The organism is Oryzibacillus soli (genome assembly GCF_051594765.1).
In the GTDB taxonomy this organism is placed as follows: domain Bacteria; phylum Bacillota; class Bacilli; order Paenibacillales; family NBRC-103111; genus Paenibacillus_AR.
The window spans coordinates 40718-65951 of the sequence record NZ_JBPPGJ010000017.1; the positions used below are offsets into that span (position 1 = coordinate 40718).

At 55.7% G+C, this 25234-nt stretch carries 19 protein-coding genes and 1 pseudogene; 19 read left to right on the top strand and 1 reads right to left on the bottom strand.

Annotated features, from left to right (window positions below; translation table 11 throughout):
* Nucleotide 1: 1 nt before the first annotated feature.
* The 8 genes and pseudogenes from ACSEXW_RS21130 (at nt 2) to ACSEXW_RS21165 (ending at nt 10611) form a co-directional block, all read left to right on the top strand.
* The gene (locus ACSEXW_RS21130) at nt 2-1204 is read left to right on the top strand and encodes an S-layer homology domain-containing protein (RefSeq protein ID WP_438448161.1); all 1203 of its coding nucleotides are present in this window, start codon (nt 2-4) and stop codon (nt 1202-1204) included.
* A 16-nt stretch (nt 1205-1220) separates the two neighbouring features.
* Nucleotides 1221-4064, top strand: coding sequence for a discoidin domain-containing protein (locus ACSEXW_RS21135; RefSeq protein ID WP_438448162.1), 2844 nt, complete (start codon nt 1221-1223; stop codon nt 4062-4064).
* Nucleotides 4065-4095: 31 nt separating this feature from the next.
* Nucleotides 4096-4671, top strand: coding sequence for a type IV pilus modification PilV family protein (locus ACSEXW_RS21140; protein ID WP_438448256.1), 576 nt, complete (start codon nt 4096-4098; stop codon nt 4669-4671).
* Nucleotides 4668-5285, top strand: a complete 618-nt coding sequence (locus tag ACSEXW_RS21145) for a prepilin-type N-terminal cleavage/methylation domain-containing protein (RefSeq protein WP_438448163.1) — start codon at nt 4668-4670, stop codon at nt 5283-5285. The genes ACSEXW_RS21140 and ACSEXW_RS21145 overlap by 4 nt, the downstream gene beginning before the upstream one ends.
* A 14-nt stretch (nt 5286-5299) precedes the next feature.
* Complete coding sequence (locus ACSEXW_RS21150; RefSeq protein WP_438448164.1) at nt 5300-7114, top strand: hypothetical protein; 1815 nt, start codon at nt 5300-5302, stop codon at nt 7112-7114.
* A gap of 15 nt (nt 7115-7129) precedes the next feature.
* Nucleotides 7130-7480, top strand: a pseudogene (locus ACSEXW_RS21155) (response regulator); the annotation flags it as partial.
* Nucleotides 7481-8528: 1048 nt separating this feature from the next.
* Entirely contained in the window at nt 8529-9326 is a 798-nt protein-coding gene (locus tag ACSEXW_RS21160) for a prepilin peptidase (protein ID WP_438448165.1), read from the top strand.
* Nucleotides 9327-9348: 22 nt separating this feature from the next.
* Nucleotides 9349-10611, top strand: a complete 1263-nt coding sequence (locus ACSEXW_RS21165; protein ID WP_438448166.1) for a methyl-accepting chemotaxis protein — start codon at nt 9349-9351, stop codon at nt 10609-10611.
* Here the strand turns inward: ACSEXW_RS21165 and ACSEXW_RS21170 are convergent.
* A complete protein-coding gene (locus ACSEXW_RS21170; RefSeq protein ID WP_438448167.1) occupies nt 10605-10916 on the bottom strand; it encodes a DUF5658 family protein in 312 nt (103 codons plus the stop codon). The genes ACSEXW_RS21165 and ACSEXW_RS21170 overlap by 7 nt on opposite strands.
* A gap of 284 nt (nt 10917-11200) precedes the next feature.
* On the opposite strand from ACSEXW_RS21170, the gene ACSEXW_RS21175 reads away from it, so the two are divergent.
* The 11 genes from ACSEXW_RS21175 (at nt 11201) to pflB (ending at nt 25224) form a co-directional block, all read left to right on the top strand.
* Nucleotides 11201-12508, top strand: a complete 1308-nt coding sequence (locus tag ACSEXW_RS21175) for an acetylornithine deacetylase (RefSeq protein WP_438448168.1) — start codon at nt 11201-11203, stop codon at nt 12506-12508.
* A gap of 76 nt (nt 12509-12584) precedes the next feature.
* Nucleotides 12585-13256: a thiaminase II gene (gene tenA / locus ACSEXW_RS21180; RefSeq protein WP_438448169.1), complete on the top strand. Its 672-nt coding sequence runs from the start codon at nt 12585-12587 to the stop codon at nt 13254-13256.
* An 89-nt stretch (nt 13257-13345) separates the two neighbouring features.
* Complete coding sequence (locus ACSEXW_RS21185) at nt 13346-14107, top strand: ABC transporter ATP-binding protein (protein ID WP_438448257.1); 762 nt, start codon at nt 13346-13348, stop codon at nt 14105-14107.
* A 56-nt stretch (nt 14108-14163) separates the two neighbouring features.
* Nucleotides 14164-14865, top strand: a complete 702-nt coding sequence (locus tag ACSEXW_RS21190; RefSeq protein WP_438448258.1) for an ABC transporter permease — start codon at nt 14164-14166, stop codon at nt 14863-14865.
* A gap of 34 nt (nt 14866-14899) precedes the next feature.
* Nucleotides 14900-15898 (top strand): ABC transporter substrate-binding protein, encoded by a 999-nt coding sequence (locus tag ACSEXW_RS21195; protein ID WP_438448170.1) that lies wholly within the window; start codon nt 14900-14902, stop codon nt 15896-15898.
* A 152-nt stretch (nt 15899-16050) separates the two neighbouring features.
* Complete coding sequence (locus tag ACSEXW_RS21200) at nt 16051-16794, top strand: restriction endonuclease (protein WP_438448171.1); 744 nt, start codon at nt 16051-16053, stop codon at nt 16792-16794.
* 275 nt (nt 16795-17069) lie between these two features.
* Complete coding sequence (locus ACSEXW_RS21205) at nt 17070-17234, top strand: cytochrome c oxidase subunit 2A (RefSeq protein WP_438448172.1); 165 nt, start codon at nt 17070-17072, stop codon at nt 17232-17234.
* Nucleotides 17235-17276: 42 nt separating this feature from the next.
* Entirely contained in the window at nt 17277-17750 is a 474-nt protein-coding gene (locus ACSEXW_RS21210; protein WP_438448173.1) for a cytochrome c oxidase subunit II, read from the top strand.
* 27 nt (nt 17751-17777) lie between these two features.
* Entirely contained in the window at nt 17778-19433 is a 1656-nt protein-coding gene (locus ACSEXW_RS21215) for a b(o/a)3-type cytochrome-c oxidase subunit 1 (protein WP_438448174.1), read from the top strand.
* A gap of 765 nt (nt 19434-20198) precedes the next feature.
* Complete coding sequence (gene adhE / locus ACSEXW_RS21220) at nt 20199-22805, top strand: bifunctional acetaldehyde-CoA/alcohol dehydrogenase (RefSeq protein ID WP_438448175.1); 2607 nt, start codon at nt 20199-20201, stop codon at nt 22803-22805.
* A 148-nt stretch (nt 22806-22953) separates the two neighbouring features.
* Nucleotides 22954-25224, top strand: a complete 2271-nt coding sequence (gene pflB / locus ACSEXW_RS21225) for a formate C-acetyltransferase (protein WP_438448176.1) — start codon at nt 22954-22956, stop codon at nt 25222-25224.
* Nucleotides 25225-25234: the final 10 nt, after the last annotated feature.

Here is a 25234-nt window from a genome sequence, read left to right on the forward strand (position 1 = left end):
ATTGAAACCAACCTGGTTCAGAACACAAGCGATGACCCTCCTGGCTGCAGCCACTCTGTTGTCCGCCGTCGTCCCATCTGCTTATGCCGTTGAAGGCGCTGCCGCAAGCACCTATGCAAGTACGGTAACGACCTGGCTCCAAGGCACCAAGGGATTGCCGGCTGCAGAGCGGGAGAAGATGTATCAATCGCTCACCTTCGATCTGAAGAAGCTGGCTTACGGCGATTCCTTATCGTTGGAGCCTTATGCAGTCGTAACCTATTACAATCCGTCTCACCCGAATATCAGCGCAAGAATCCGAATCTGGACGGGAATGATGGTCCGTAACGGCTCCGATCTGGAGACCACGTGGGACGAGCTTTGGCTGGACCCGCAGGGGCGGGTGGCTTTTGCCTCGACGGATAAAGATGGCTATATTCCGAATTATTTCTCAAGCGCCTCCCAATCTGACTTCCGTAAGGTGGATTACCTGGGCATTGCTCCTTGGGGAGCCAATATCCCCACAGATGCGGAATCCAAGAGCACAGGCTCCGGGAGCATTCCGTCCGACGGCATGATCAGTGCCTACGGCGTGGATCTGAGCGAATTGGGAGTAGAGAGCTCATCTTCTCAAGTAGCGGTGAAGCCTGCATCGGCTCTTCCCCAAGTATTCAGTGGAATCACGCTTCCCAAGGACGTCAAGGGACACTGGGCGGAGGTCTACATCCGCGAGCTGCTGATCCGCAAGGTCGTCAAAGGGTATGAGGATGGAACCATCAACCCGGATGGGACGTTAACCCGTGCCGAATTTACGGCCCTTCTGGTCCGGATCCTGGGCCTCCCTGCCGGCAATACGGTTTCCGGTGCCTATTCCGATCTGGAGAAGCATTGGGCTAAGAATGAAATTGCAGCAGCTTTGGCTAACCACCTCCTGACTGCTCCGGCCGAAGAACAACCCTTCCGCCCGGATGAAGCCATCACCCGTCTGGAGATGGCACAGATCCTGGCCAATACACTACAGCAATACCAGATGAATTATCCGGCTGCTAACAAGACCTTCACGGACGCAGAGCAGTTGAGTAAGACAGAAAAGAAAGCCCTTAAGGCCGTATCCGATGCCGGCTTGATTAACGGGTATGAAGACGGAACCTTCAAGCCGGACCATTCGTTGGCCAGAGCGGAAGCCTTCAAAGTCTTGAACATCCTGAATCATATGAAGAAGTAGAAGGGAGTGTAACTGCATGAACGTCAAGGGAATCAAACGGGCGGTATCCGCCGGAACAGCGGCTGCCCTGCTCTTGGGAATGCTTCCGGCTGGTGTATCCCATGCGCTTAGCGGAAATTATCATCTCGTCGGGAGCCGCAGCACAGACCAAACCAATATCGAGATCGGGAAGCCCTTTAAGGTGTCCTACTGCTTGAAGCCGGAGGGTGAGGCGAAGAGGCCGAATATCGATCTGGTCATGGTGCTGGACACCTCAGGCAGTATGAATGATCCGGTATCCTTAGGCAGCACGAAGAAACGTTTGGAAGCGTTGAAGACAGCCTCTAAGATTGTAACCCGGAATTTCGCGAGTTCGAATGCGGCGGGGGCACAGGACCGAATCGGTGTTGTGCAGTTTAACACTTGGGCTACAACCATGCGGAACTTCACCCAGAACTTCACGGATGTAGACAATGTAATCAACGGCTTCACGTCGGGCAACAGCACCAACATCGATCATGGCTTGACACAAGGCGAGAATATGTTGAAAGGCTCGATGTTGCTGTCTGGAGGCAAGACCGTGAGGGCTTCCAGTGGTACTGGAAGTAATGCAGTGGACAGGAACCGTTCCACCTCCTGGGTCAGCAATTCGACCAACAGCGAGTGGATCGAGGTGGATCTCGGAGCCTCCTACAGCTTGGACCGGATTGCCCTGCAGTGGGATGCCACTTACTATGCCAAGGATTATACGATCAAGACGTCGGAGAACGGATCCAGCTATACCAGCCTGTTCACCAAGACCGGCGGGGACGGCAATATGGATACCTTCAACATCAGCGACTCTTCTCCGAAGACAGCCCGTTACATTAAGGTAGAGGCCACGAAGAGAAACAATACGGGTAAGGGATATACGTTGATGGAGCTTGAGGTATACGGGTATCCGGTCACAGGACGGGTCAGCAGCCTAAACCGCCCTTCGGAAGTGACCCCGAACCTGATCCTTCTGACCGACGGTTATGCCAACTATGCCTTCGATGAAGCAACGGACAAGAACATCAGCAGCCGGGACACCGGTGCTAAGGATGCCATGGCACATGCCGCTGTGCTTAAGCAGATGGGCATCAACGTCTTCACGATCGGTCTGGCCGAGGAAGGAGCCGACGGCATCGATATTCCGCTCCTGAAGGCGCTGGCTTCCACGCCATCCGATTATTTTGAGGCCAAGAACTCCCAAGAGCTGGAGGCAGCCTTTAATGAAATCACACGGAGAATCGAGCCTTCTGTTGAAGCCATCTCCGTCACTCATAAGGATCATCTGCCGAGTAATTACAAGCTCGCAAGCGAAGATGTCAATGGGAACGAAGAAATCAACCGAGGGACCACGTTAACCAACGGCGAGTTAAGCATTCCCTTCGACAATATTCCATACAGCAACCGTGGAGTCAGCGTCTGTAAGGATGTATGGCTGGTCTATGAAGGGGAACCCGCCATTCATGAATTCCCGGAAGGTCTAGTGGATTACACGGTCGATGGCGTCCATATGACGACCCCGATCAGCGATCCGATTCATCTGAACTTCCTGGATAAGACGCCACCGACGGCGGAAATGACGATTTCCGGATCCGTCCAGCATCCGAGATACAAGATTACCACAGATCCGAATCCGACAGTAACCCTGAAGGTCAATGAGGATTACAGCTTCATCAAGACCGCCCAGTATCAATTCGAGAATAAGGGTTGGGTCAATCAGAATAAGGACTATTCCGCTGACAAGCTTCGTACGGTTACCCAGAGCTTCAAGCTGGGCGACTATATCAGTGATCCGAATGCAGCGGCAGGTAAGCATACCGTTTCGGTTCAAGGCAAGAACACGGTCGGACTGGTCAGCCAAGTGATCCCCTTCGATTTCTACGTAGAGAATCCGCCGGAGATCAGCTTCGCCTATGACACGAATGATAGAACCGGCAATCCTACGATGACCATCTCGGCCGAGGAGAACCTGACGGAGATTAAGACGATCCGTTACAACTTTGCAGGCTTCTCGGAGCCATGGGTGCATGAGGAAAGCTTCAATGGTACGAAAATGAAGGAAACGATCACTCCCCGATTCCGGGATTACAATTTCAATGGCCGGACAAGCAACGGACAATACACGATCTATATTCAGGCGATCAACTCTGTGGGCCAAGTTCAAAACTATACTGGTACCTTGACGGTGGATTCCACGGCACCGGTTTTAAGCTTCGATATCAATGATGCCGATGAGAAGATACCGAACGGGGATCCGCTGGTGGTCACGGTGAGTAACCCCCGGTTTACGATTACCGCTCAGGAGGATGTCTCTTCCATCACCTCAATCAAGTATCGCTTGGACGGGGCAGGAAGCTGGACGGAGAGTAACTATTCCTCGGAGGGACAGACTCAAACCGTTACCCTTCGCCCGGAACTGTCGAATGGATGGCATAAGCTGGAGTTCACCGCAACGAACAGCGTCGGTCTGACTTCGAATGTCGAAACTCGCTATATCTTCGTCAATACAGGGCCGGATGCTACACTGACAAGCAGTGTGCCAGCGGGAACCATCTCGAACAAGCCGGTTCGCGTATCCGTATCCGGTTACGAGACGGTCATAGACGGAGCCTACGGCAAGCCGGCAGTGAAGCTGTCTCAATTTAAATACGCCATCGGCGATGATGACTGGAAGGATCTGAAGTCCAACAACATTACCGTGTCGGTCGAATCGCCGAACAACGGCAGCACCCCGGTAATGGTCAAGGTCAAGCTGGTTCAAACCTTCGAGAACGGACAATACCCTGACTTAACCTTCGAAACAGTGAAGGAGCTGCCGGTCCAAATCTTCTATGACCAGAACCGATACTAACACGGGAAGGAGGAGATTCCCCTTGCATTCGGTGTCCCGCTTGCGGCTCATCCGTGATGAACGGGGGATCTCCTTGGTGGAGATTCTCATTGCCGTCACGATTATGGCCTTCATAACCGCCACCCTGATGGGGTACTTCATGTCAGCGATGGAGAAATCGGCGGATCAAAGCCGCAGGGTCATTGCGGCCAACCTGGCGCGATTGAAGGTGGCGGAGATAAGGAAGGTATTCCAGGAGAGCACAAAGTACGAACTTCTGGAGCCGTTTCTCAATGCAAATACCCATTACGTGAAACTGACGTCGAACAGCGTATCGGGGCTCATGTCTTCAGCGGGGGTAGCGCCGTTGTTTGGGCCGAACTACATCGATTTAAGCCCAACTCCTGCCATTAACGGCACGGTATATCACTATAACCTGGAGATAGACGACAAGGATGAGGGACGGAACCTGAGTATGGAGGACCAAATGGTTCCTTCAACCGATTTGACTGATTACCTGATCTCTATGAAAGTTACTGTCTATTGGACGGCGGCTGAAACTGCAACACCCTCCGGTGCAATGTCCACCTTTCTAGAATCCTACATTCGGAAGGGGGATGCACCGTGATCCGATTCTCCGGACTCAAGAGGAAGCTCTCTTCCATTCATCAAGATGAGAGAGGCATGACCATAATAGAGCTCTTGGCCGGCCTGCTCATCATGACTATGATCTCCTCCATTTTATATGCTTTTCTGCTAATGGGCGTCACGATGTATAAGCGGGTAACGACGGAAACCCAGCTTCGGAACCAAGCCAATTTGGTGTTTAGTCAACTGGTGGATGGTGTGCGTGACGGAATATATGTACAGGGAGTCGGTACACCGTTGAATATAGCTCCAAATGGAGACCGCACTTATAAAAGTATCCGTCTGATCAAACGTGCAGCCCCCGGTGACGAGCAAACCAATTATATTGATGCATACGAGGTAACGTTCAATTCGGTAGCTACAGGCAATGATTCCTTGCTCATGCCGAAGAAAGGCTCGGCAGCGGGCATGAGAGAAATCAAGATGGTCGGGCAGAATTTCAAAATGGCTGGTAGCTTCGTGGTTAACCCCAATATTACCGATGTTTTCGAGGTTCAGATTGACTTCTCAGGATCTCCGGCCAACCGAACCACTGGAACCGAGGACACTGCTCTTTCGGTGAAACGTAAAATCCCATTATTCCGCAGTGAGTAAGAAAGGAGCGGCTTATGAGTCGGCTGCCTAGCAGCAATCGTACACCACAGAACCCGATCCATAATGAACAGGGCGCGGCCTTGGTCATCGCCCTTCTGGCGGTTGTGATGATGACGATTATCGGTTTGGTTATGTTGAATGTGGTTCGTAACGGATTCATTAATTCGGCGTCCTCCGAAGCGGAGATCCAAGCGGATATGTTAGCTCAAAAGGGCCTTGACGAAGCCCTGGCACTGATAAAGAATGCAGTAAAGGAAGGCAATGCCAGTACCCTGAATTATCGGAGCAAAGTGGCAAACGTCGAGACGAATTTGAATGAGAACATTGACCGTGCTGATGGAACATCGAATGATGGCATCTATTCCGTTGAAACATCCGTTGGTGATTACAAGGTTGATTTCTCTCTCGACACCTCTCTGGATGCGGCCAGCCGCACCCAGGTCATTCGGAACCCGAATGACCTGGGCGTCGTTGTTCCATTTCCTGATGATCCGTATGTTCATCAGGTTATTGTCACCTCCACGGGACATACCGGCAACGGCCGGCCGAACCGGACGGTGACGAAGCGGATGAAGGTCTACGTTAGCAGCATACAGCCTGTATTCCGCTATCCTCTCTCAGCAGCCGGGAATCTCAAACTGCAAGGCGCTACCGCCATTACCGGAGACGTGTTGGCCCGCATTCCGTCGGGATGTCCGGCTCCTTGCGGAGACATCCGTGTCGGAAATGTGGCATCCTTCGTTAAGGGGCCGGGCACTTCGTACACTATTAGCAGTGACCTCCCCTCGATCCGGGGCTTCATCCGGGCACAGGGCTCCTATTACTTGAATAACACCTTAACACCCTTTGCCCCGACTCTGTTTTCCGGCTCCTACAAGCCCTTCGAAGACCGGAACTTAACCCCTGACCAGGACATTGACGTAGAAGCCTACGTTGGTAAACAGGTTGACGACATACGGCTTGGTCAATTATCCGCTACGGCCACTGAAACCATGGACGCGGAACAGTTCGGCGGTTATAAAGCGGGGGCATCGAATGGACAGCCCACGATCCCCGTAAGCCGGCTATACGACGAGCAGTGGCTGGATGTGACCGGAGATCTTCAGGTCAACGGCAACTTGATTCTTAACGAGGGTGTGCTGACGATCAACAAGGTTAGCGATACCCAAGCCACCCACGTCACCATGCAGAACGGAAGCATTTACGTGAAGACTCCCGACCCGCATCTCGTTGCGGCTGATCTGACGGGGTCTGTGAATCTGGTAAACCGCAGCGCATCCATGGCTGTGGAGGGGAATACCACACTGACCAATTTCACCTTGAACGGCAATCTGTTTGTGCATGGAGATCTGAAGATCATTGGCAATCTGAACGTGACGAACGGTTCCATATTCGTAGACGGGAATGTTGAGCTGAAGGAGATGACTTCGATCAACCAGGGTACGGACCGGCCGGTCATCCTTGCTGCATCCCGAAGAATCATCATGTCCGACAATCAATCGAGCACTCAAGTCAGAGCATTCTTATATTCCCGACTCGAAGACCTATCCCTCTATGGGGTTCTGTCCAAGCTCGAAATTCGGGGCGGCATTCACGGCAAAAATGTGGAATTGAATGCGGTCAAAGGAGATGCCTCCAAAACCAGCATGGCCGGAACGGTAGCTCACCCCAGTTCCGGGTATTTCTTCTCGGCTAATCAAACCTCTTTGCCGGAGGATCGGTCCAGATTGAAGGTAATCTACGATAATTCGCTCTATACCAATCCGCCGATAGGGATACCAATTACTCCAAACATCTCAGTGTATGTGAAGGAAATTACTTATCAGTAAAGGAGGAGAAGATCCATGTCATACAGGATTCTGGTTGTAGATGATACGAAGTTCATGCGGAAAATGCTTACGGACATGTTGAAGCAATTCGGCTATGAGGTGGTGGGAGAGGCGGATAACGGAAGGCAGGCGGTGGAGAAATTTGTCGAACTGCGTCCGGATGTGGTCATGCTGGATATCACGATGCCGGAGATGGACGGTATCGAAGCGATGCGCGAAATGCGCAAGATTGACCCTGAGGTCACCGTCCTGATCTGCTCGGCCATGAGCCAGCAGGATCTTATATCCGACGCTTTGAAGGCCGGCGCCAACGGATATGTCATGAAGCCGTTCAAGCCGAACCGGGTCAATGAGATCATCCGCAAGTATGCCATTCCCAAGGCGCCCGCTCCGGCGCCGAAGCGGACGGAGCCTGCACCGGCACCGATCGTAGAAGAGGCGGTGCCGAATGTGCTGCAGTTCCCCAAGCAGGTACAGGAAGCGGCGGCGGAAGAACCGGAGGAGCAGCAAGTTCCGATTCAAGAACAGGCGGTGGCTGTAACCGAGCCCGCCGCGGAGGAGGTCGTAGCGGAGACATTTGTCGCAGAAGTAGTTGAAGAGGTTGCAGAAATTGTAGATGAGGTTGTCGAAGAGGTTGCAGAGGTTGTAGAAGCTGCCGTTACGGATATGCCGGAGCTGGAGGTTCAGACACCGGAGGCTATTATGGAGCCTGCCGCGGAGCCCGTAGAGGAGCAGCGGATGCAGCAGGAGATAGAATCGCTCCCGGATGTGTTGTCGGTGCCTATGCAGGACCCTGTCCATAAAGTCATGACACTGGATAGCACGGAGCTCCCGCTTCCGAATGTAATGGATCTGGAAGCGCCCGAAACGGTTTCCCTGCTTACGGGAGAAGAGAAGGAGCTGCTGATGAACATCAGCATGGAGCAGGAGGCTGAGTTGGAGCCCGTACAGGAGTCCGTACTGGAGCCTGAGCTTAGCACGGACCTTGAGCCTTCAGGGGATGGGGAGGAAGATCTATCCCTGGATGATCTGCAGGAGCTGACGATGCTGATGACGGACACGGAGAGCGTGCCCGTTGCGCAGACGAGCTCCAACCGGCAGGAATCTGTGAGCATGCCGAACGACGACGCAAGCAAGGTCATAACCTTAAACTGGAGGAACAACAACGTGAAGAACTTTACCAGCAGCTACATGTGCAATTGGACGGAAGATCAGAATGGGGACTTGAACAGCTTCTTGGTGATCTGTACAGAAAGCGAGAACCGGATCTCCATCGAGTGTGCCAACAAAGAGAACCAGCGCCAGCAGCTTAATATCACGCTGGATGGTTTTAAGCAGCTGATGGCATGGCTGGAGGACAAGCTGGCATCCAATTCCACCATTCGGGAGCTTCCGAAGAAGGCGGAGATGTAGAATGGTGGATTGGCCGGTGCTTCTGACGAGTATTCCGGGGGCCGTCTTCCTGTTCGCAGTAGGCGCGTCCTTCGGCTCCTTCTTCAACGTAGCCGGGCTGCGCCTACCGGCGGGACAATCGGTAATCCGTCCGCCTTCCGCGTGTCCATGCTGCGGGCACCGGCTAAGCCCCTTGGACCTGATTCCGGTCTTGGGCTGGCTTCTGTTGCGGGGGCGCTGCCGATATTGCGGCACTCCTGTATCCAAGGTATATCCGGCGGGGGAATTGGCGACAGGGATCCTGTTCGCCATTCTTCCCTTCGCTATTGCTGATCATCGGGAATGGGCGGTTGCCTATTCCCTGGTATCGCTTTTGGCTGTGCTGACGGTCAGTGACCTGAAGTACCGCCTTCTGCCCAATCTTCTCCTGTATCCGGCCATCCTGTGGTTTGGACTGCTGCGTCTCTTCGTTAGCCACCCGCTCCCGGCTTCCTCCTATCTTATCGGCTTCCTGTTAGGAGGCGGAATGCTGTGGGTCATCTCCTTTGTATTCGAGCGGATGGGCAAGCACGGCATGGGGGGAGGAGACGTGAAGCTGATGGCGCTTCTCGGGCTGGTTTTGGGTACGAAGCTGGTCTTCATCACCATCTTCCTGTCCGCCCTCATGGGCAGCGTGGTAGGGATGGCTCTGATCGGGGCCGGACGGCTGGACCGGAAGACGGGGATGCCCTTTGGTCCGTTTATTGCTGCCGGCGCACTGTTCGCCCTCATGGCCGGAGACCGGTTGGCCGACTGGTACATGGGTCTGTTCCTATATTAACTACCAATAGAGGAGGAAGATGATGAACGAGTTTCGCTCCAAATCCTTTAAAGTCAAGCTGCAAATCGGGTATTATGCGATTGTTCTCTTTTTCAGTCTGATCGTAATTGTCCTGATGTGGACCTCTGGTGTCTCGTTAATCTACGGGCTGCTGGCACTGCTGGTCCTCATGGGGGTTAGCTTCCCCTATGTGAATTGGCTGGAACGGGTGCTGACGGAGCCGATTGCCGATGTGTCGAGGGCGGCGCTGAACATCGCCAAGGGGGATTTCACCCAGAAGGTGGATTCGCTGTCGGATGATGCGCTGGGTCTCTTGTCCCGCTCCTTCAACAGCATGACGGATAAGCTCAAGGAGCTCTTGAACGATACGATGCGGATGAGCAAGCATGTATCCGGTGCCGGCAATGAGATCTACCGGAAGAACGAGGGCATCGAGCGTCTTCTCGGGGAGGTGGCCAGCTCCATGTCCGACTTGGCGACGGGAGCCAGCCAGATCTCGGAAGGGGTGGCGGCCAGCTTCTCTTCCGTCAAGGAGATCGAGAAAAAGGTGGAGCACTATACCCTTGCGACCCGTGAGATGAGCAAACGTTCCTCCGAGGCGCTGGGCTTGGTGGAGCAGGGCATGTCCGCCGTGGAGAGCCAGGCACAGAGCGTGAAGCACAACGTCATCGCCACATCCAATGTGTCGAACACCATCTCCGAGCTGGCGAAGGAAGCCGACGGCATCGGCAAGATCACCTCGACCATCAAGGATATTGCGGAGCAGACCAACCTGCTGTCCTTGAATGCTTCCATTGAAGCGGCGCGCGCAGGCGAGCACGGAAGAGGCTTCAGCGTGGTGGCGCAGGAGGTACGGAAGCTGGCTGAGCAGTCCACCCAATCCGCCAAGGAAGTGTTCCATCTGGTCAATAACATCGATAAGGGCATCAAGCAGGTGCTGACCAATATGGAGATTAACGAGTCCATCGTCCAGCGCCAGGCTCAATCTATCGAAGACACTGAACAGGTATTCCGTAAGATCGTGGACAGCATCCAATACATCACCCAGGAGATGAACGCCTTCGCCAAGGAGAGCGGCGAAATGCTGAAGTCGACCAAGGATATAGCCTCCAGCATGGAGACCATCTCGGCCATCACCCAGGAATCCGCCGCGGCGACAGAGCAGGTGTCCGCATCGCTGTCAGAGCAGACCGGTTCCGTCAAGGAAGTGGTGGAGAGCAGTCAGGAAATGATGAACATGGTATCGCAGCTGAACCGGACCATCCAGGTGTTCAAGCTTCAATAAAGAGTGGAGAGCGTCCAATAGGTGTGCATCAGTAAGATCCCGACGTAGATGAAGGCGGCAGCGGAGACGAGGCTGATCAGGGAGCGGGAGGGGCGGCGGAGGAACAGAATGCAGGCAAGAATGAGCGGGAGCAGAATCTTGACGATATAAAACCCTGCGACGGTGGAATGATACAGCTGGCTCATCAGAGGATTGGCTTCTGTAATGAGGCCCAATCGAAGACCGAGATCGGTTAAGCTGGCGTCCACTATGCCGGCTATCACCAGAAACAGGGACGCTTTGTGATAATAAGCGGTTTCTCTCATAACGCTCTTCCCTTCCATGAAGAATGTATGGTTACTTATTACAATAACTCAAATGAAAAAGAATTGCCAAATTTGCGAAGATATTTTATAGTAATACCTAATTGAATATGTTCGCGGGGGCTGGATAGAGTCCGGCTGAGATTGGAACCGTATGTTCCTGACCGTTTAATCTGAACCAGGTAATGCTGGCGTAGAGAATGAAGCGAAAACTCACCATTCGTGTCTATTCTCGAATGGTTTTTTTGCTGTTCAGGATGCCCAGCCCGGGAAGTGGAGAATGGAGGATGCGCGTGGACAGTGAGCTGAAGAGAAGAATCGAGTGGGCGGCGGATCAGGCGGCCAACAGGCAGGAGGAGCTGCTGGCCCTTCTGGACCGGCTGGTGTCGTACCCGACGGTCAGTCCGCCGGCACGGAACACGGCTCTGGCTCAACGCGAGATGACCGGCCGGCTGGAGGAGCTGGGCTTCCGGGTGGAGGCTTGGGAGCTGTATGCGGGGGATCCGATCGTGGTCGGGACCCGCAAGGGGAGCGATTCCTCCAGGTACCGGAGCCTGATCCTGAACGGTCATATGGACGTGGCGGAGGTGGGGGATCCCCGGGAATGGACCAAGGATCCCTTCCGCATCACTGTAGAGGACGGCTGGGCATACGGCCGGGGCACTGCCGATATGAAGGGGGCTATGGCCGCCGCCCTCTTCGCCCTTCAGCTTCTGAAGGAGGCCGGGGTGGAGCTGGGCGGAGATCTGCAGTTTCACAGCGTTACCGGGGAAGAAGCCGGGGAGGCGGGTACCCGGTCGGTGACCGAAAAGGGCTGCACCGAAGGCTATGATTACGCCTTGGTCATGGATACCAGCTCCATGGCCATCCAAGGTCAGGGCGGCGTCATCACCGGCTGGGTAACGGTCCGGAGCCCGGTAACCCATCACGATGGGATGCGGTCCCGAATGATTCACGCCGGAGGCCGGACCTTCGGGGCCAGCGCCATTGAGAAGATGATGAGGCTGGTGGCGGCTCTCCAAGACCTGGAGCGGCATTGGGCAGTGATGAAGGCTTACCCCGGATTCCCGCCCGGCTCCAACACCATCAATCCGGCGGTGATCGAGGGCGGCCGCCACGCTGCCTTCATCGCGGATGAATGCTCGCTCTGGATCACGGTGCACTTCTACCCGGATGAGGAGTACGCCACCGTAACCCGGGAGATCGAGGAGCATCTGAATCGGGCCGCCATGGCCGATCCTTGGCTCCGCGAGCACCCGCCGGAATTCCGCTGGGGCGGCCGATCCATGATCGAAGAGCGGGGGGAGATCTTCCCCTCGCTGGAGCTGGATCCCTCGCATCCGGGCTTCTCGGCGCTGGCGGCGAGCCACCGCAAGGTGCTGGGGACCGGCCCGGAGGTCGGGATGAGCCCCTCGGTGACCGATGCGGGCTGGATCGGACGGACGGGGGTGCCGACGGCCATCTACGGGCCCGGCCAATTGGCGCATGCCCATGCGGTGGATGAGCGGGTGCAGGTGGAGGAGCTGGTGCGCTACGTCCAAGTGCTGGTCCGGTTCATCGCGGAGTGGTGCAATACGCCGAAGGCGGGCGTTTGACGCGTTCATAACGGTTTTCCGTTTTTCTGGGGAAGAATGTGTTTCATAGGACCATAGCAGAAGGAGGCAATCCGGTATGACCCGATTCTCGCAAGTGCTCTACGAACGGGCGAAGCCCATATGGGAGGCCAGCCACAAGCATCCGTTCCTGACGGAGCTCCGGGACGGTACCCTGTCCCCGGACCGGTTCGCCTATTATATGAAGCAAGACTACGTGTATCTGATCGATTACGCCAAAATATTCGCTTGGGCCAGCATCAAAGCCCGTGATCTGGAAACCATGGGCATGTTCGCCCGGCTGTTGGACAACACCTTGAACGTGGAGATGGAGCTGCACCGCCAATATGCGGAGAAGTTCGGCGTTACCCGCGAAGAGCTTGAGGCCACCCGCCCGTCACCGACGACCGTCGCTTATACCAAATACCTGCTTGATGCGGCAGGAAGCGGCTCCTTGGCGGAGCTGACCGCCGTGCTCCTGCCCTGCATGTGGAGCTACTGGGAGATCGGGACGCGGTTCAACGCCTACCCGGGTGCAGCGGATCATCCGCTCTACGGGGAGTGGGTCATGATGTATGCGTCCCCCGAATTCGGCGAACTGGCGGAATGGTGCATCGAACTGATGGACCGGCTGGCGGAGGGACTGCCCGAGCGTGAGCTGGATGGTCTTGTGGACCGCTTCAACATGGCGTCCCGGTTCGAGTACCTGTTCTGGGACATGGCCTACCGCCGTGAGGAGTGGCCGTTGTGACGCGCCGGCCGGAGGACCTTGCTCCCCGTGAGGAGCGGCCGGTGCTGTCGGTGGACCGCTTGACCTACCGGTTCGGGACGGAGGCGCCCATGTTCGAGGATCTGAGTCTTGAGATCGGGGCAAGCGAATTCGTCTCCTTCCTCGCCCCCAGCGGACTGGGCAAAACCACACTGTTCCGCATCATCGCGGGGCTGCTGGAGCCTGAAGCGGGGCGCATCGAGCTGAACGGCACCGCCGGCAGTGCGAAGACTCGCCTGGGCCGGGTGGGGTACATGCCCCAGCGGGACTGCCTGATGCCATGGCGCACCGTCTGGGAGAATGCGGCCCTGGCCCTGGAGGTGGCCGGTACGTCCAAGCGGGAGGCCAAGCGGCAGGTGCTGGAGCTGCTGCCGTCCTTCGGGCTGCAGGGGACCGAGATGCGCTTCCCCGATCAGCTGTCCGGAGGCATGCGGCAGAGGGTCTCCTTCCTGCGGACACTGCTGGGCGGCGGAGAGCTGCTGCTCCTGGATGAGCCCTTCAGCGCCCTGGACGCCATCACACGCCTGGAGATGCAGGAGTGGCTCCTCGAGGTCTGGGAACGCAACCGGAAGACCATCCTCTTCATCACCCATGACGTGGAGGAGGCCCTGCTCTTGTCGGACCGGGTGCTGGTGGCTTATGAGGCTCCCATCCGCGAGCTTGTGGAATTCCGGGTGCCTCTATCGAGGCCGCGCAGCTTCGGAATCGCCACGGATGCAGCCCTGTCGGAGGCCAAGGCGGAGATTCTGAAGCTTCTCCGCGGCACAGGCGGGACCGGCCGGAGCAAGGCCGGCTTACCGGTATTGACGGCGGCGGGAGGAATCGGCCGGTGAGAGCATTCTGGATAAAGTACGGTCCTGTCGCTCTGTTCCTGCTGCTGCTGGCAGCCATGTGGGAGCTGTCCGCACGATGGTTGGAGCTGCCGCATTACATCATTCCGAAGCTGTCAGACGTCTTCCTCTCCATGTGGAAGACGCGGGGGCTGCTGGGGAAGCATGCGCTGTATACGCTGCAGGAGGCTCTGCTGGGGCTGGCGGTCTCCCTCGTGTTCGGCGTTCTCTTGGCGGTGTGGGTGGAGGGCTCGAGCCTGGCCCGGCGGGTCCTCTACCCGCTGGTGATCGCCTCCCAGACCATCCCCATCGTGGCGCTGTCACCCATCATGGTCATGTGGTTCGGCTACTCCATCTGGAGCAAGGTGGCGGTCGTAGTCCTGTTCACCTTCTTCCCCATCACCGTCAATACGGTGGATGGCTTCAGGCAGACCGATGCGGCCACCCTGGAGCTCATGCGAACCATGGGAGCCGGACGGCGCCAGATCTTCCTGAAGCTGAAGGTCCCGTCCGCACTTCCGGCCTTCTTCACGGGTCTGAAGGTGGCGGCCACCTTCAGCATCGGAGGCGCGACCATCGGGGAATGGCTCGGGGCGGAATCCGGGCTGGGCATGTATACGAAGCGTTCGTCGGGCATGCTGCGGGCGGATGCGGTGTTCGCAGGAGTGCTGCTGTTGTCCGTCATGGGAATCCTTCTGTTTCTAGCCGCCCGTTTGCTGGAGAAGAAGGTCCTGGAGCGGGGACGTCGGTCCACGCTATAGAGAAGAATAAGCGATGAGAGGGAGAGAGATTCCAATGTTCAGAGGGTTCAAAAAAGGGCTGGCCGTCACACTGGCCGGCATGCTCGCACTAACCGCCGCAGGCTGCGGCGGCAAGGATTCCGCTTCGGGGGAGAAGGAGCAGGAGCTGACGGTCCTGCTGGATTGGTACCCGAATGCGGTGCATACGTTCCTGTTTGCAGCAGAGAAACAGGGCTATTTTAAGGAAGCGGGGCTCAAGGTGAAGCTCGAAACCCCGGCGGGTACCGATGACGCCATCAAGCTGCTGGCGGCCGGCAAGGCGGACCTGGCCCTAAGCTACCAGACCGTACTGGCCATCTCCAGATCGGAGAAGATTCCGGTGGTCTCCGTTGCGGCGGTGGTGCGCCATCCGCTGAACCAGCTGATGACCTTGGATTCCAGCGGCATCAAGCGTCCGAAGGATCTGGAGGGCAAAAATATCGGCTACCCGTCCATTCCCTACGATGAAGCGATCGTGAAGAGTATGGTGGCGGCGGACGGCGGCGATCCGGGCAAGGTCAAGTTCACGGACATCGGCTGGGACCTGATCCCCGCCATGACGACCAAGAAGGTGGACGGCATCATCGGCGGCTACATCAACCATGAGAAGCTGCTGATCGAGAAGGAGGGCGCCAAGCTGACCGCCTTCGATCCCTCCAAGTTCGGTGTGCCGGATTACTACGAGCTGATTCTGGCCGCCAGTGAGGACGGGCTGAAGAAGAAACAGGACCTGTTCAAGAAGTTCTGGGAAGCAGCGGTCAAGGGACAGGAGTACACGGTTAAGAATCCGGATGAATCCCTGAAGAACCTGCTGGCGCAGGAGAACAAGGAATTTCCGCTGGATCCGGAGGTGGAGAAGAAGAGCCTTCAGATTCTGCTGCCGCTTATGGACGCGGGCAAAGAGACATTCGGCACCCAGTCTGAGGCCTCCTGGAAATCCGTCACCGACTGGCTGAAGGAATCGGGCCAGATCAAGGAAGCCGTCGACCCTAAGGCTGCCTTCAAAAATTTGTAACCAATGGATATGCTTACAGACCCTTTCGACCCGGATTTCCGGCAAGAAAGGGTCTTTTTGGCTTAGGGTCAGATCCTTCCTGCATATGCTATAATGAAAGCAAAAACGACAAAGATCTGCATGAAACGGAAACACATTAGGGGGAAACACGAATGCCGACAGAGAGAAAATCGAGATCCCGGGGGCTGGAGCTGGATGTGTCCTGGATGCTGGGCGCACTGGTGCTTCTGATCTCCAATGCCACCATATTCAAGCATCTGAATGCCAGCGTTGGAGAGCCTTGGCTGAACCTATTCCTTTCGGGGATCATCCTGATGCTGCTGGGCCGGATCTCCATCACCTTCTACCGAATCCAGCAGGAGGTCAAGCTCAGCAATTCCAGGATCGACCGGGTGGACCAGCTGGGCCAGGAGGAGTTTGCACTCTATATGCAGGAGGTGTACCGCCTCCAGGGCTGGAACGTCTCTGCACCGAAACCTCTCTCGGACCAAGGGATGATCCCGCACGGAATGCTCTTCCGCTTGACCTCCGTCAACGGCAGGGAAGCCGTGGCCGCCCTTCATGCCGGCCGCCGTAAACTTAGCAAGGAATACATAGCAGCGGCTTCAGCCAAGCTACAATCGGAGTCCACCGGGTCCAAGAGACGCTTGGAGCACTGGCTGGTCACGAACGTCAGTCTAACCCCCCAGGCCGTACGGGAAGCATCCGGCAGGGGGCTGCGGCTGGTGGACCGGAAGGCACTGATCGATCTGCTGGCGGGGGTGCCGGCTGCCCCCGCTCCAGCACCCGTTAATCAGCCCGGAGAAGTGGTTAGACTCCCTGTGTCCCGCAAGCATGGAGGGGATGCGGATGCCTCTTCGGAGCCCCTGCTCCGGCGCCGCAGAGCCGCAGAATAGACGGGAGGAACCCGGTCTTGTACATACATAGGGATCCAAGCGCCGCGTCGATTCGCGGCGTTTTTTTTGTGGCCGAATGGTGACGTCCGGTTGAACGTTCGCAGATTTGTAATATTTTGTCCGACTCGAAAGTGACATATATCATAGTTTGATGTATCACCCTATGTATAGAATGTAGCCATAACGTGTCTTTTGAGAAAGATTCTTATTTGCGAGTCTTTTTTCTCTTGAAACACCTATCTGACCAACCAGATCCGAGAGGAGGCTTTTGTAAAATGGCTGATTCCATACGGAAAGCAGAACCGAAAGAACTGAAAAACGGGAACGATAAGCATGAAGAAGAATCCCTGAAGGGCACTTTCGTGGCCGTGCTGCTGCTGGGCGGGTTCCTGGCTCTGACGTGGCTTGCCGTGTTTGTCCTGTTCATCGCCCGCAGTTAACCTCGACCTTCCGGTCCTGAAGAAAAGAAAGGGGATCCATCCATGCATATCCATCGCTTAGAGAAAATCTGGCTGACCATCGGCATCAGCATGCTGATCGTCTTCCTGGCCGTATTGGGTGTCGGCGCATTCGCCATGGGCTTCTCTACTCCGGACAGCCACGGCTACGGCGCCGTCGACCCGACGACGGTCGCCCAGCAGGAGCCGTTCAACAAGCCCGGTCTGCTCAAGATCGGGGACAATGAATACAACGCCTATATGCTGTCCTTCGCCTTCGGCTATTCCCCGGCTAACATGGAGATTCCGAAGGGTGCGACGGTTCATTTTTATGTGACCAGCACCGACGTGGTACACGGCTTCAACATCATCGGCACCACCGTGAACATCATGGCCGTTCCGGGTGAAGTCAACCACATTACCCATACCTTCGACAAGACGGGGGAATTCCTCCTTCTATGCAACGAATATTGCGGTCTGGCCCATGAGCAGATGGCCACCAAGATCATCGTCAAGTAAATATCAGAGAGAGGGTGCAACACAACCATGGTATCGACCGCCCAAAAAGGCTCCATCGACCGCAGGGATGCGGCGATCGTCATAGCCCACTTGATCGTCGCCTTTACCGCCCTTCTGATCGGCGGCGTTGCAGGCTTGCTGCAAGGCTTGGTCCGCGGGGGGAACTTCAAGCTGCCGTTCGGCATCGGCTATTACCAGCTGTTGACGGCGCACGGTGTCCTGATGGCGATCATCTTCACCACCTATTTCATCATCGGGTTCATCATCGGGGGCTCCTCCAAAACCATGGGAGGCAAGCTGCTTCCGATCACCCGTTCCTTAACCTGGGCGGGCTTCCTCCTCATGACTGTCGGCACCGCCGTCGGCACCGTGCTGATCCTCCTGAACAAAGCAACTGTCCTGTACACCTTCTATGCACCGATGGCGGCCAGCCCTTGGTTCTATGTGGCCCTGACCCTGATTGTGGTCGGCAGCTGGCTCTCCGGCTTCGGGCTCTTCTATAATCTCCGGTATTGGAAGAAGAAGCATCCGGGGCAGATGTCCCCGCTGTTCACCTTTATGGGCGTCATCACCATGCTGCTGTGGCTGGTGGCGACGCTGGGCGTGGCAGCAGAGGTGCTTGTTCAGCTGATTCCGTGGTCCTTCGGCTGGGTGGACCGCATTAACGTCCTCTTGAGCCGGACATTGTTCTGGTACTTCGGACACCCGCTGGTTTACTTCTGGCTGCTGCCGGCTTACATCTGCTGGTATGTGGTCATTCCGAAGGTCATCGGCGGCAAGTACTTCAGCGATGCGCTGGCCCGCTTGTCCTTCCTCTTGTTCCTGCTGTTCTCCATTCCGGTCGGCTTCCACCATCAGTTGATGGAGCCGGGGATCACGCCGTTCTGGAAGTACCTGCAGGTTGTCCTGACCTTCATGGTCGTCATCCCTTCCCTGATGACCGCCTTCTCCATGTTCGCCACCTTCGAGATTCGCGGCAGAGAGCTGGGTGCCAAGGGCTTGTTCGGCTGGGTGAAGAAAATGCCTTGGGGCGACGTTCGTTTCTTCGCTCCCTTCATGGGCATGCTGATCTTCATTCCGGCGGGTGCAGGCGGCATTATCAACGCCTCCAACCAGATGAACGCCGTCGTACACAACACGCTGTGGGTAACCGGACACTTCCATCTGACCGTCGCATCCACCGTTGCACTGACCTTCTTCGGCGTCACCTACTGGCTGATTCCTTCCGTATTGGGACGCCAGCTGACTCCCCGCATGCATAAGCTCGGGATCACCCAGACCATCCTGTGGATGGTCGGCATGTTCTTCATGTCAGGCTCCATGCACACCGTAGGCTTGTTCGGTTCGCCGCGCCGTACCGCGTACACCACATACCAAGACCATCCGGACGCCGTGCTGTGGATGCCGTACCACGTGGTGATGGCCATCGGCGGCACCATCCTGTTCGTCGCTGTACTCCTGATGATCTTCAATGTCATCGCCCTCTTGACCGCACCGAAGGGCGAGACCGAATTCCCCATCGCCGAAGCCATCGATGCGGCCGCACCTACACCGCGTCTGTTCGAGCGCTGGGGCGTATGGATCGGCATCCTGGTGGTCCTGATCCTGATCGCGTACACCATCCCGACGATGGATATGATCAACAATCCGGTCCCCGGCTCCCCGCCGATCGTTACGTACTAAGATAAGAAGCTTCCGCCTACTCCGGCGGGAGCTTTTTTTTCGTCATAACAGGCTCTTCATCTGCGGCAACAGCCGGATAAGACAACCGGCCAGGGGAAGATGAAACGGGATGGCCTACATCGGAAAATGGGAAGCTGAAAGATGTAGCAGGACAGCAATTTACAGTAGTACAGAAAGGAATATGGAACGGACAGTCAGACAAAGAACACGGCATCTTGACGTAATTTTCGGCTTGTTGTAGAACATGGTAACAGAGGTGTGTATTTCTATGATACAGATTGGGGCGATTGGTCTTGTCAGAGGAGAAACTATGAAAATGGAACAGCATAGTTCCCTTTGAAAAACAACTGGAAAAGTTGTTCACCATTTAGACAACGTTCGCTTTTTCACGCTTGATTTGAGGATTGGCATGGAATAAACTAGAAGAAACCGGCATTGATGGTAGACCATATGCGGCATATCCTGCGAATGTTCGTAGTTGCAATCACACTTTCGTCATATTTTATTTAACCAGGATTATGTAAACGCAATCAATTGTCTAAATAGAGTCTTTTTAATGTAAGCGTTTGTAAGCTCTTTACGAATGATACAGAATTAGCTATAATCAGAATCAATAAGGCGGTTGTGAAATAATTCACGTAAAAACGAGAAATACTTCACAGTCCGCGGGGAGAAAATAAGCTAGTTGGTGTGATCTAAGTCATAGGTGTTGGGATTTGGCAAGCATTACTATTATTTTAGAAAAGTTCCTAGGAGGCGGAAATCATGGCGGTTAAAGAAACCAAACTGAAAGAGCAAATGACGGCCCAAGAGCAAGTGGATCTTCTGGTACAGCGCGCGAAGCAAGCTTACCAAGAATATATGAAGCTTGATCAGGAGCAGATCGACAAGATTGTTCAGGAGATGGCACTGGCCGGCCTGGATCAGCACATGGTACTGGCTAAGATGGCCGTAGAAGAAACCGGCCGCGGCGTTTATGAAGACAAGATCACCAAGAATATTTTCGCTACCGAATATATTTACCACAGCATCAAGTATGAGAAAACCGTCGGCGTCATCGAGGAAAACCCTTATGAAAACTTCAAGAAGGTAGCGGAGCCGGTAGGCGTCATCGCAGGTGTAACTCCGGTAACCAACCCGACCTCCACCGCTATGTTCAAATCCTTGATCGCTGCCAAGACCCGTAACCCGATCATCTTCGCCTTCCACCCATCGGCACAGAAGTGCTCCTCGGCAGCCGTGAAGGTTCTGCTGGAAGCAGCCAAGGCTAACGGTGCTCCTGAGTTCGCCATCCAATGGATCGAGACTCCTTCCATCGAAGCGACCAACATCCTTATGAATCACCCGGGCATCTCCTTGATCCTTGCAACAGGCGGCCCCGGCATGGTTAAGGCAGCATACAGCAGCGGCAAGCCTGCACTGGGTGTCGGCGCCGGTAACGTGCCTGCATTCATCGACAAAACTGCCAACATCAAGCAAGCCGTTAACGATATCATCCTGTCCAAGTCCTTCGACAACGGCATGATCTGTGCTTCCGAGCAGGCGGTTATCATCGAAGAGGCCATCTACGAGGAAACCAAGAAAGTATTCGCCGACCAAGGCTGTTACTTCCTGAATGCTCAAGAGATCGAGCAGCTGACCAAGATGGCCATCAACCTGGAGAAATGTGCCGTCAACCCTGTAATCGTAGGCCAACCGGCTACCAAGATTGCAGAGATGGCCGGATTGACCGTACCTGCCAACACCAAGATCCTGATCGCAGAGATCAATGGCGTAGGTACGAAGTTCCCGCTGTCCGCTGAGAAGCTGTCCCCGATCCTGGCCTGCTACAAAGTGAAGAACGCAGAGCAAGGCATCGAGCGCGCGGCAGAGATCGTAGCCTTCGGCGGCATGGGCCACAGCTCGGCGATCCACTCCAACGATCAAGACACCATCACCGCCTTCGCCAACCGTCTGCAAACCGGCCGCGTCATTGTTAACTCGCCTTCGACGCACGGCGCAATCGGCGATATCTATAACACAAACCTGCCTTCCTTGACCTTGGGCTGTGGTTCCTACGGCGGCAACTCCACCGCTTCGAACGTTACTGCAGTGAACCTGATCAACGTGAAAAGGGTGGCATACCGTACCGTGAATATGCAATGGTTCAAAATTCCGCCGAAGATCTACTTCGAAAAAGGTGCTACTCAGTACCTGGCCAAAATGCCGGACATCAGCCGGATTGCAATCGTAACGGACCCGATGATGGTTAAATTCGGGTATGTGGAGAAGGTCGAATACTACCTCCGCAAGCGTCAGAACCCGGTTTACATTGAAGTATTCTCCGAAGTCGAGCCGGATCCGTCCGTTGAGACCGTTGAACGCGGCCGCACCATGATGGAACGCTTCCAGCCGGACTGCGTCATCGCCCTCGGCGGCGGCTCGGCCATGGACGCTGCAAAAGCCATGTGGTTGTTCTACGAATATCCGGATACCGACTTCACCGCCATCAAGCAGAAGTTCATGGACATCCGGAAGCGGATCTACAAGTATCCTCGTCTGGGCAAGAAGGCGAAATTCGTCGCCATCCCGACTACCTCGGGTACCGGCTCGGAGGTTACCAGCTTCGCGGTTATCACCGATAAGAACCAAGGCAACACCAAATATCCGTTGGCTGACTATGAGCTGACTCCGGACGTTGCGATCATCGACCCGGAATACGTGCTGACCCTGCCGAAGGGCCTGGTTGCCGACACCGGTATGGACGTCCTGACTCACGCCATCGAGGCTTATGTATCGATCATGGCTAACGATTATACCGACGGTCTGGCAATGAAAGCCATTCAGCTGGTATTCGAAAACATCGAGAAATCCTACAACGGTGACCCGATTGCCCGCGAGAAGATGCATAATGCTTCGACCATCGCCGGTATGGCCTTCTCGAACGCCTTCCTGGGCATCAACCACAGCTTGGCTCACAAGTGGGGCGCGGAATTCCATACGCCGCACGGCCGCACCAACGCCATCCTGATGCCGCACGTTATTCGTTACAACGCTCAGAAGCCGACCAAGTTCGCTTCGTTCCCGAAATACGATCACTTCATCGCCGATCAACGCTATGCCGAGATCGCTCGTGTCCTTGGACTGCCGGCCCGCACCACCGAAGAAGCCGTGAACAGCCTGATCAAGGCCATCCAAGAGCTGAACAAGAAGCTGAACCTGCCGAGCACATTCCTGGAAGCCGGCATCAACGCCAAAGAGTTCGAAGCTAAGGTTGACTACCTGGCCGACCGCGCTTTCGAGGACCAATGTACCACCGCGAACCCGCGGATGCCGCTGGTCACCGAGCTTGCTGAAATTTACCGCAAAGCCTTCTACGGTAAATCGGAATAAGAGAAGGGCCGCATTACGCATCATGATAATGCAGCACCAATAAGACAATGGGGATTGGTTGATGCCATCCCCATTGTTTTGATATATAAACGAGAATTAGTGTTAATAGAGAATTATAGCTAATTATCCAGTGTTGGAGGTGCTGAAGATGTCCGTGAAAGAGCCCATTGCAGCAAATGAACAAGGAGATCTTAGCCCGTGGAGATCCTTCCGCAGCGGCAAGTGGATGAAGCAGGTGGATGTGCCCAACTTCCTCGAGACGAATCTGACCCCCTATACGGGGAATGAGGATTTTCTGGCCGGACCTACGGAGAACACCCAGTCGCTCTGGGCAACAATCCAAGACCTGTCCAAGCGGGAGCGGGAAAACGGAGGCGTTCTCGATGTGGACGTGAACACCATCTCGACCATCATCTCTCATGGTCCCGGGTATCTGGATAAGGGGCGGGAGAAAATCGTCGGACTTCAGACGGATGAACCGTTCAAGCGGAGCGTACAGCCCTTCGGCGGGATCCGTATGGTCATCGACTCCTGCGAGGCATACGGCTTCAAGCTTCCGGAGGAGACCGTGAAGATGTTCACCGAGGTGCGCAAGACCCATAACCAAGGGGTCTTCGACGCGTATACCAGCGATATGCGCGCGGCTCGTAAAGCGGGCATTATCACCGGTTTGCCGGATGCGTACGGCCGCGGACGGATCATCGGCGATTACCGCCGCGTGGCGCTGTACGGCATCGATGCACTGGTGGCTTACAAGCAGAAGGACCTCATGAATCTGGAAGTCGATGAGATGAACGACGACGTCATCCGCGCCCGGGAGGAGCTCTCTGAGCAGCTCCGTGCCTTGGGCGAGCTGAAGAAGATGGCCAAAGCCTACGGCTATGACATCTCCAAGCCGGCCGGTACGGCGGCGGAAGCCATCCAGTGGACCTACTTCGGCTATCTGGCGGCCATCAAGGAGCAGAACGGCGCTGCCATGAGCATCGGCCGCGTATCCAGCTTCCTGGACATCTACATCGAGCGGGATATGCAGGAAGGAACGCTGACGGAGGAAGAGGCGCAGGAGCTGGTGGATCACTTCATCATGAAGCTCCGGATCGTCAAGTTCCTGCGTACCCCGGAATACAACGAGCTGTTCAGCGGGGACCCGACCTGGGTGACGGAGGCTATCGGTGGCATGTCCATGAACGGGCAGACCCGAGTGACCAAGAATTCCTTCCGCTTCCTGCATACGCTGTACAACCTGGGACCGGCTCCGGAGCCGAACCTGACCGTACTCTGGTCTACCCAGCTGCCCCAAGCGTTCAAGAATTACTGTGCCAAGGTCTCCATCGAGACCAGCTCCATCCAGTATGAGAACGACGATCTGATGCGGCCCCATTATGGGGATGATTATGGGATCGCCTGCTGCGTATCTGCCATGCGGATCGGCAAGCAGATGCAGTTCTTCGGCGCGCGGGCCAATCTGGCCAAAGCTCTCCTGTACGCTATCAATGGCGGTGTGGATGAGAAGCTGGGTATGCAAATTGCTCCGCATTTCGCTCCGATTACAGCGGAGACGCTGGATTATGCCGAGGTGATGCAGCGGTATGACCAGGTGCTGGAATGGCTGGCCCGTCTGTACATGAACACCCTGAATGTCATACACTATATGCATGACCGCTACAGCTATGAGCGGATCGAGATGGCTCTTCACGATAAGGATATTCTTCGCACCATGGCCTGCGGCATGGCCGGATTGTCCGTCGTGGCCGACTCCCTCTCCGCCATCAAGTACGCCAAGGTCAAGCCTGTCCGCAACGAGAAGGGCATTGCAATCGACTTCGTGATCGACGGTGAGTATCCGCAGTACGGCAACAACGACGAGCGGGTGGACAGCTTGGCGGTGGAGATCGTGGAGCTATTCATGAGCAAGATCCGCAAGCATAAGGCATACCGCGGCGCGCTGCCGACCATGTCTGTTCTGACCATTACCTCCAACGTCGTCTACGGCAAAAAAACCGGCGCGACCCCAGACGGCCGCAAGGCCGGAGAACCCTTCGCCCCGGGCGCCAACCCGATGCACGGCCGCGATCGGAAGGGCGCGCTGGCGTCGCTTAATAGCGTCTCGAAGCTGCCGTACGAGCATGCGCTGGACGGCATCTCCAACACGTTCTCCATCGTGCCGAAGGCGCTGGGCCGGGAGCCGGAGGACCGGACCCGCAACCTGGTGGCGCTGATGGACGGCTATTTCGGCAAATCCGGCCACCACTTAAATGTCAACGTCTTCGACCGGGAGCAGCTCCTGGACGCTATGGAGCATCCGGAGAACTATCCGCAGCTGACGATCCGCGTGTCCGGCTATGCGGTCAACTTCATCAAGCTGACCCGTGAACAACAGCTGGATGTTATCAACCGGACTTTCCACGCCAAAGTATAAGTCACACTAA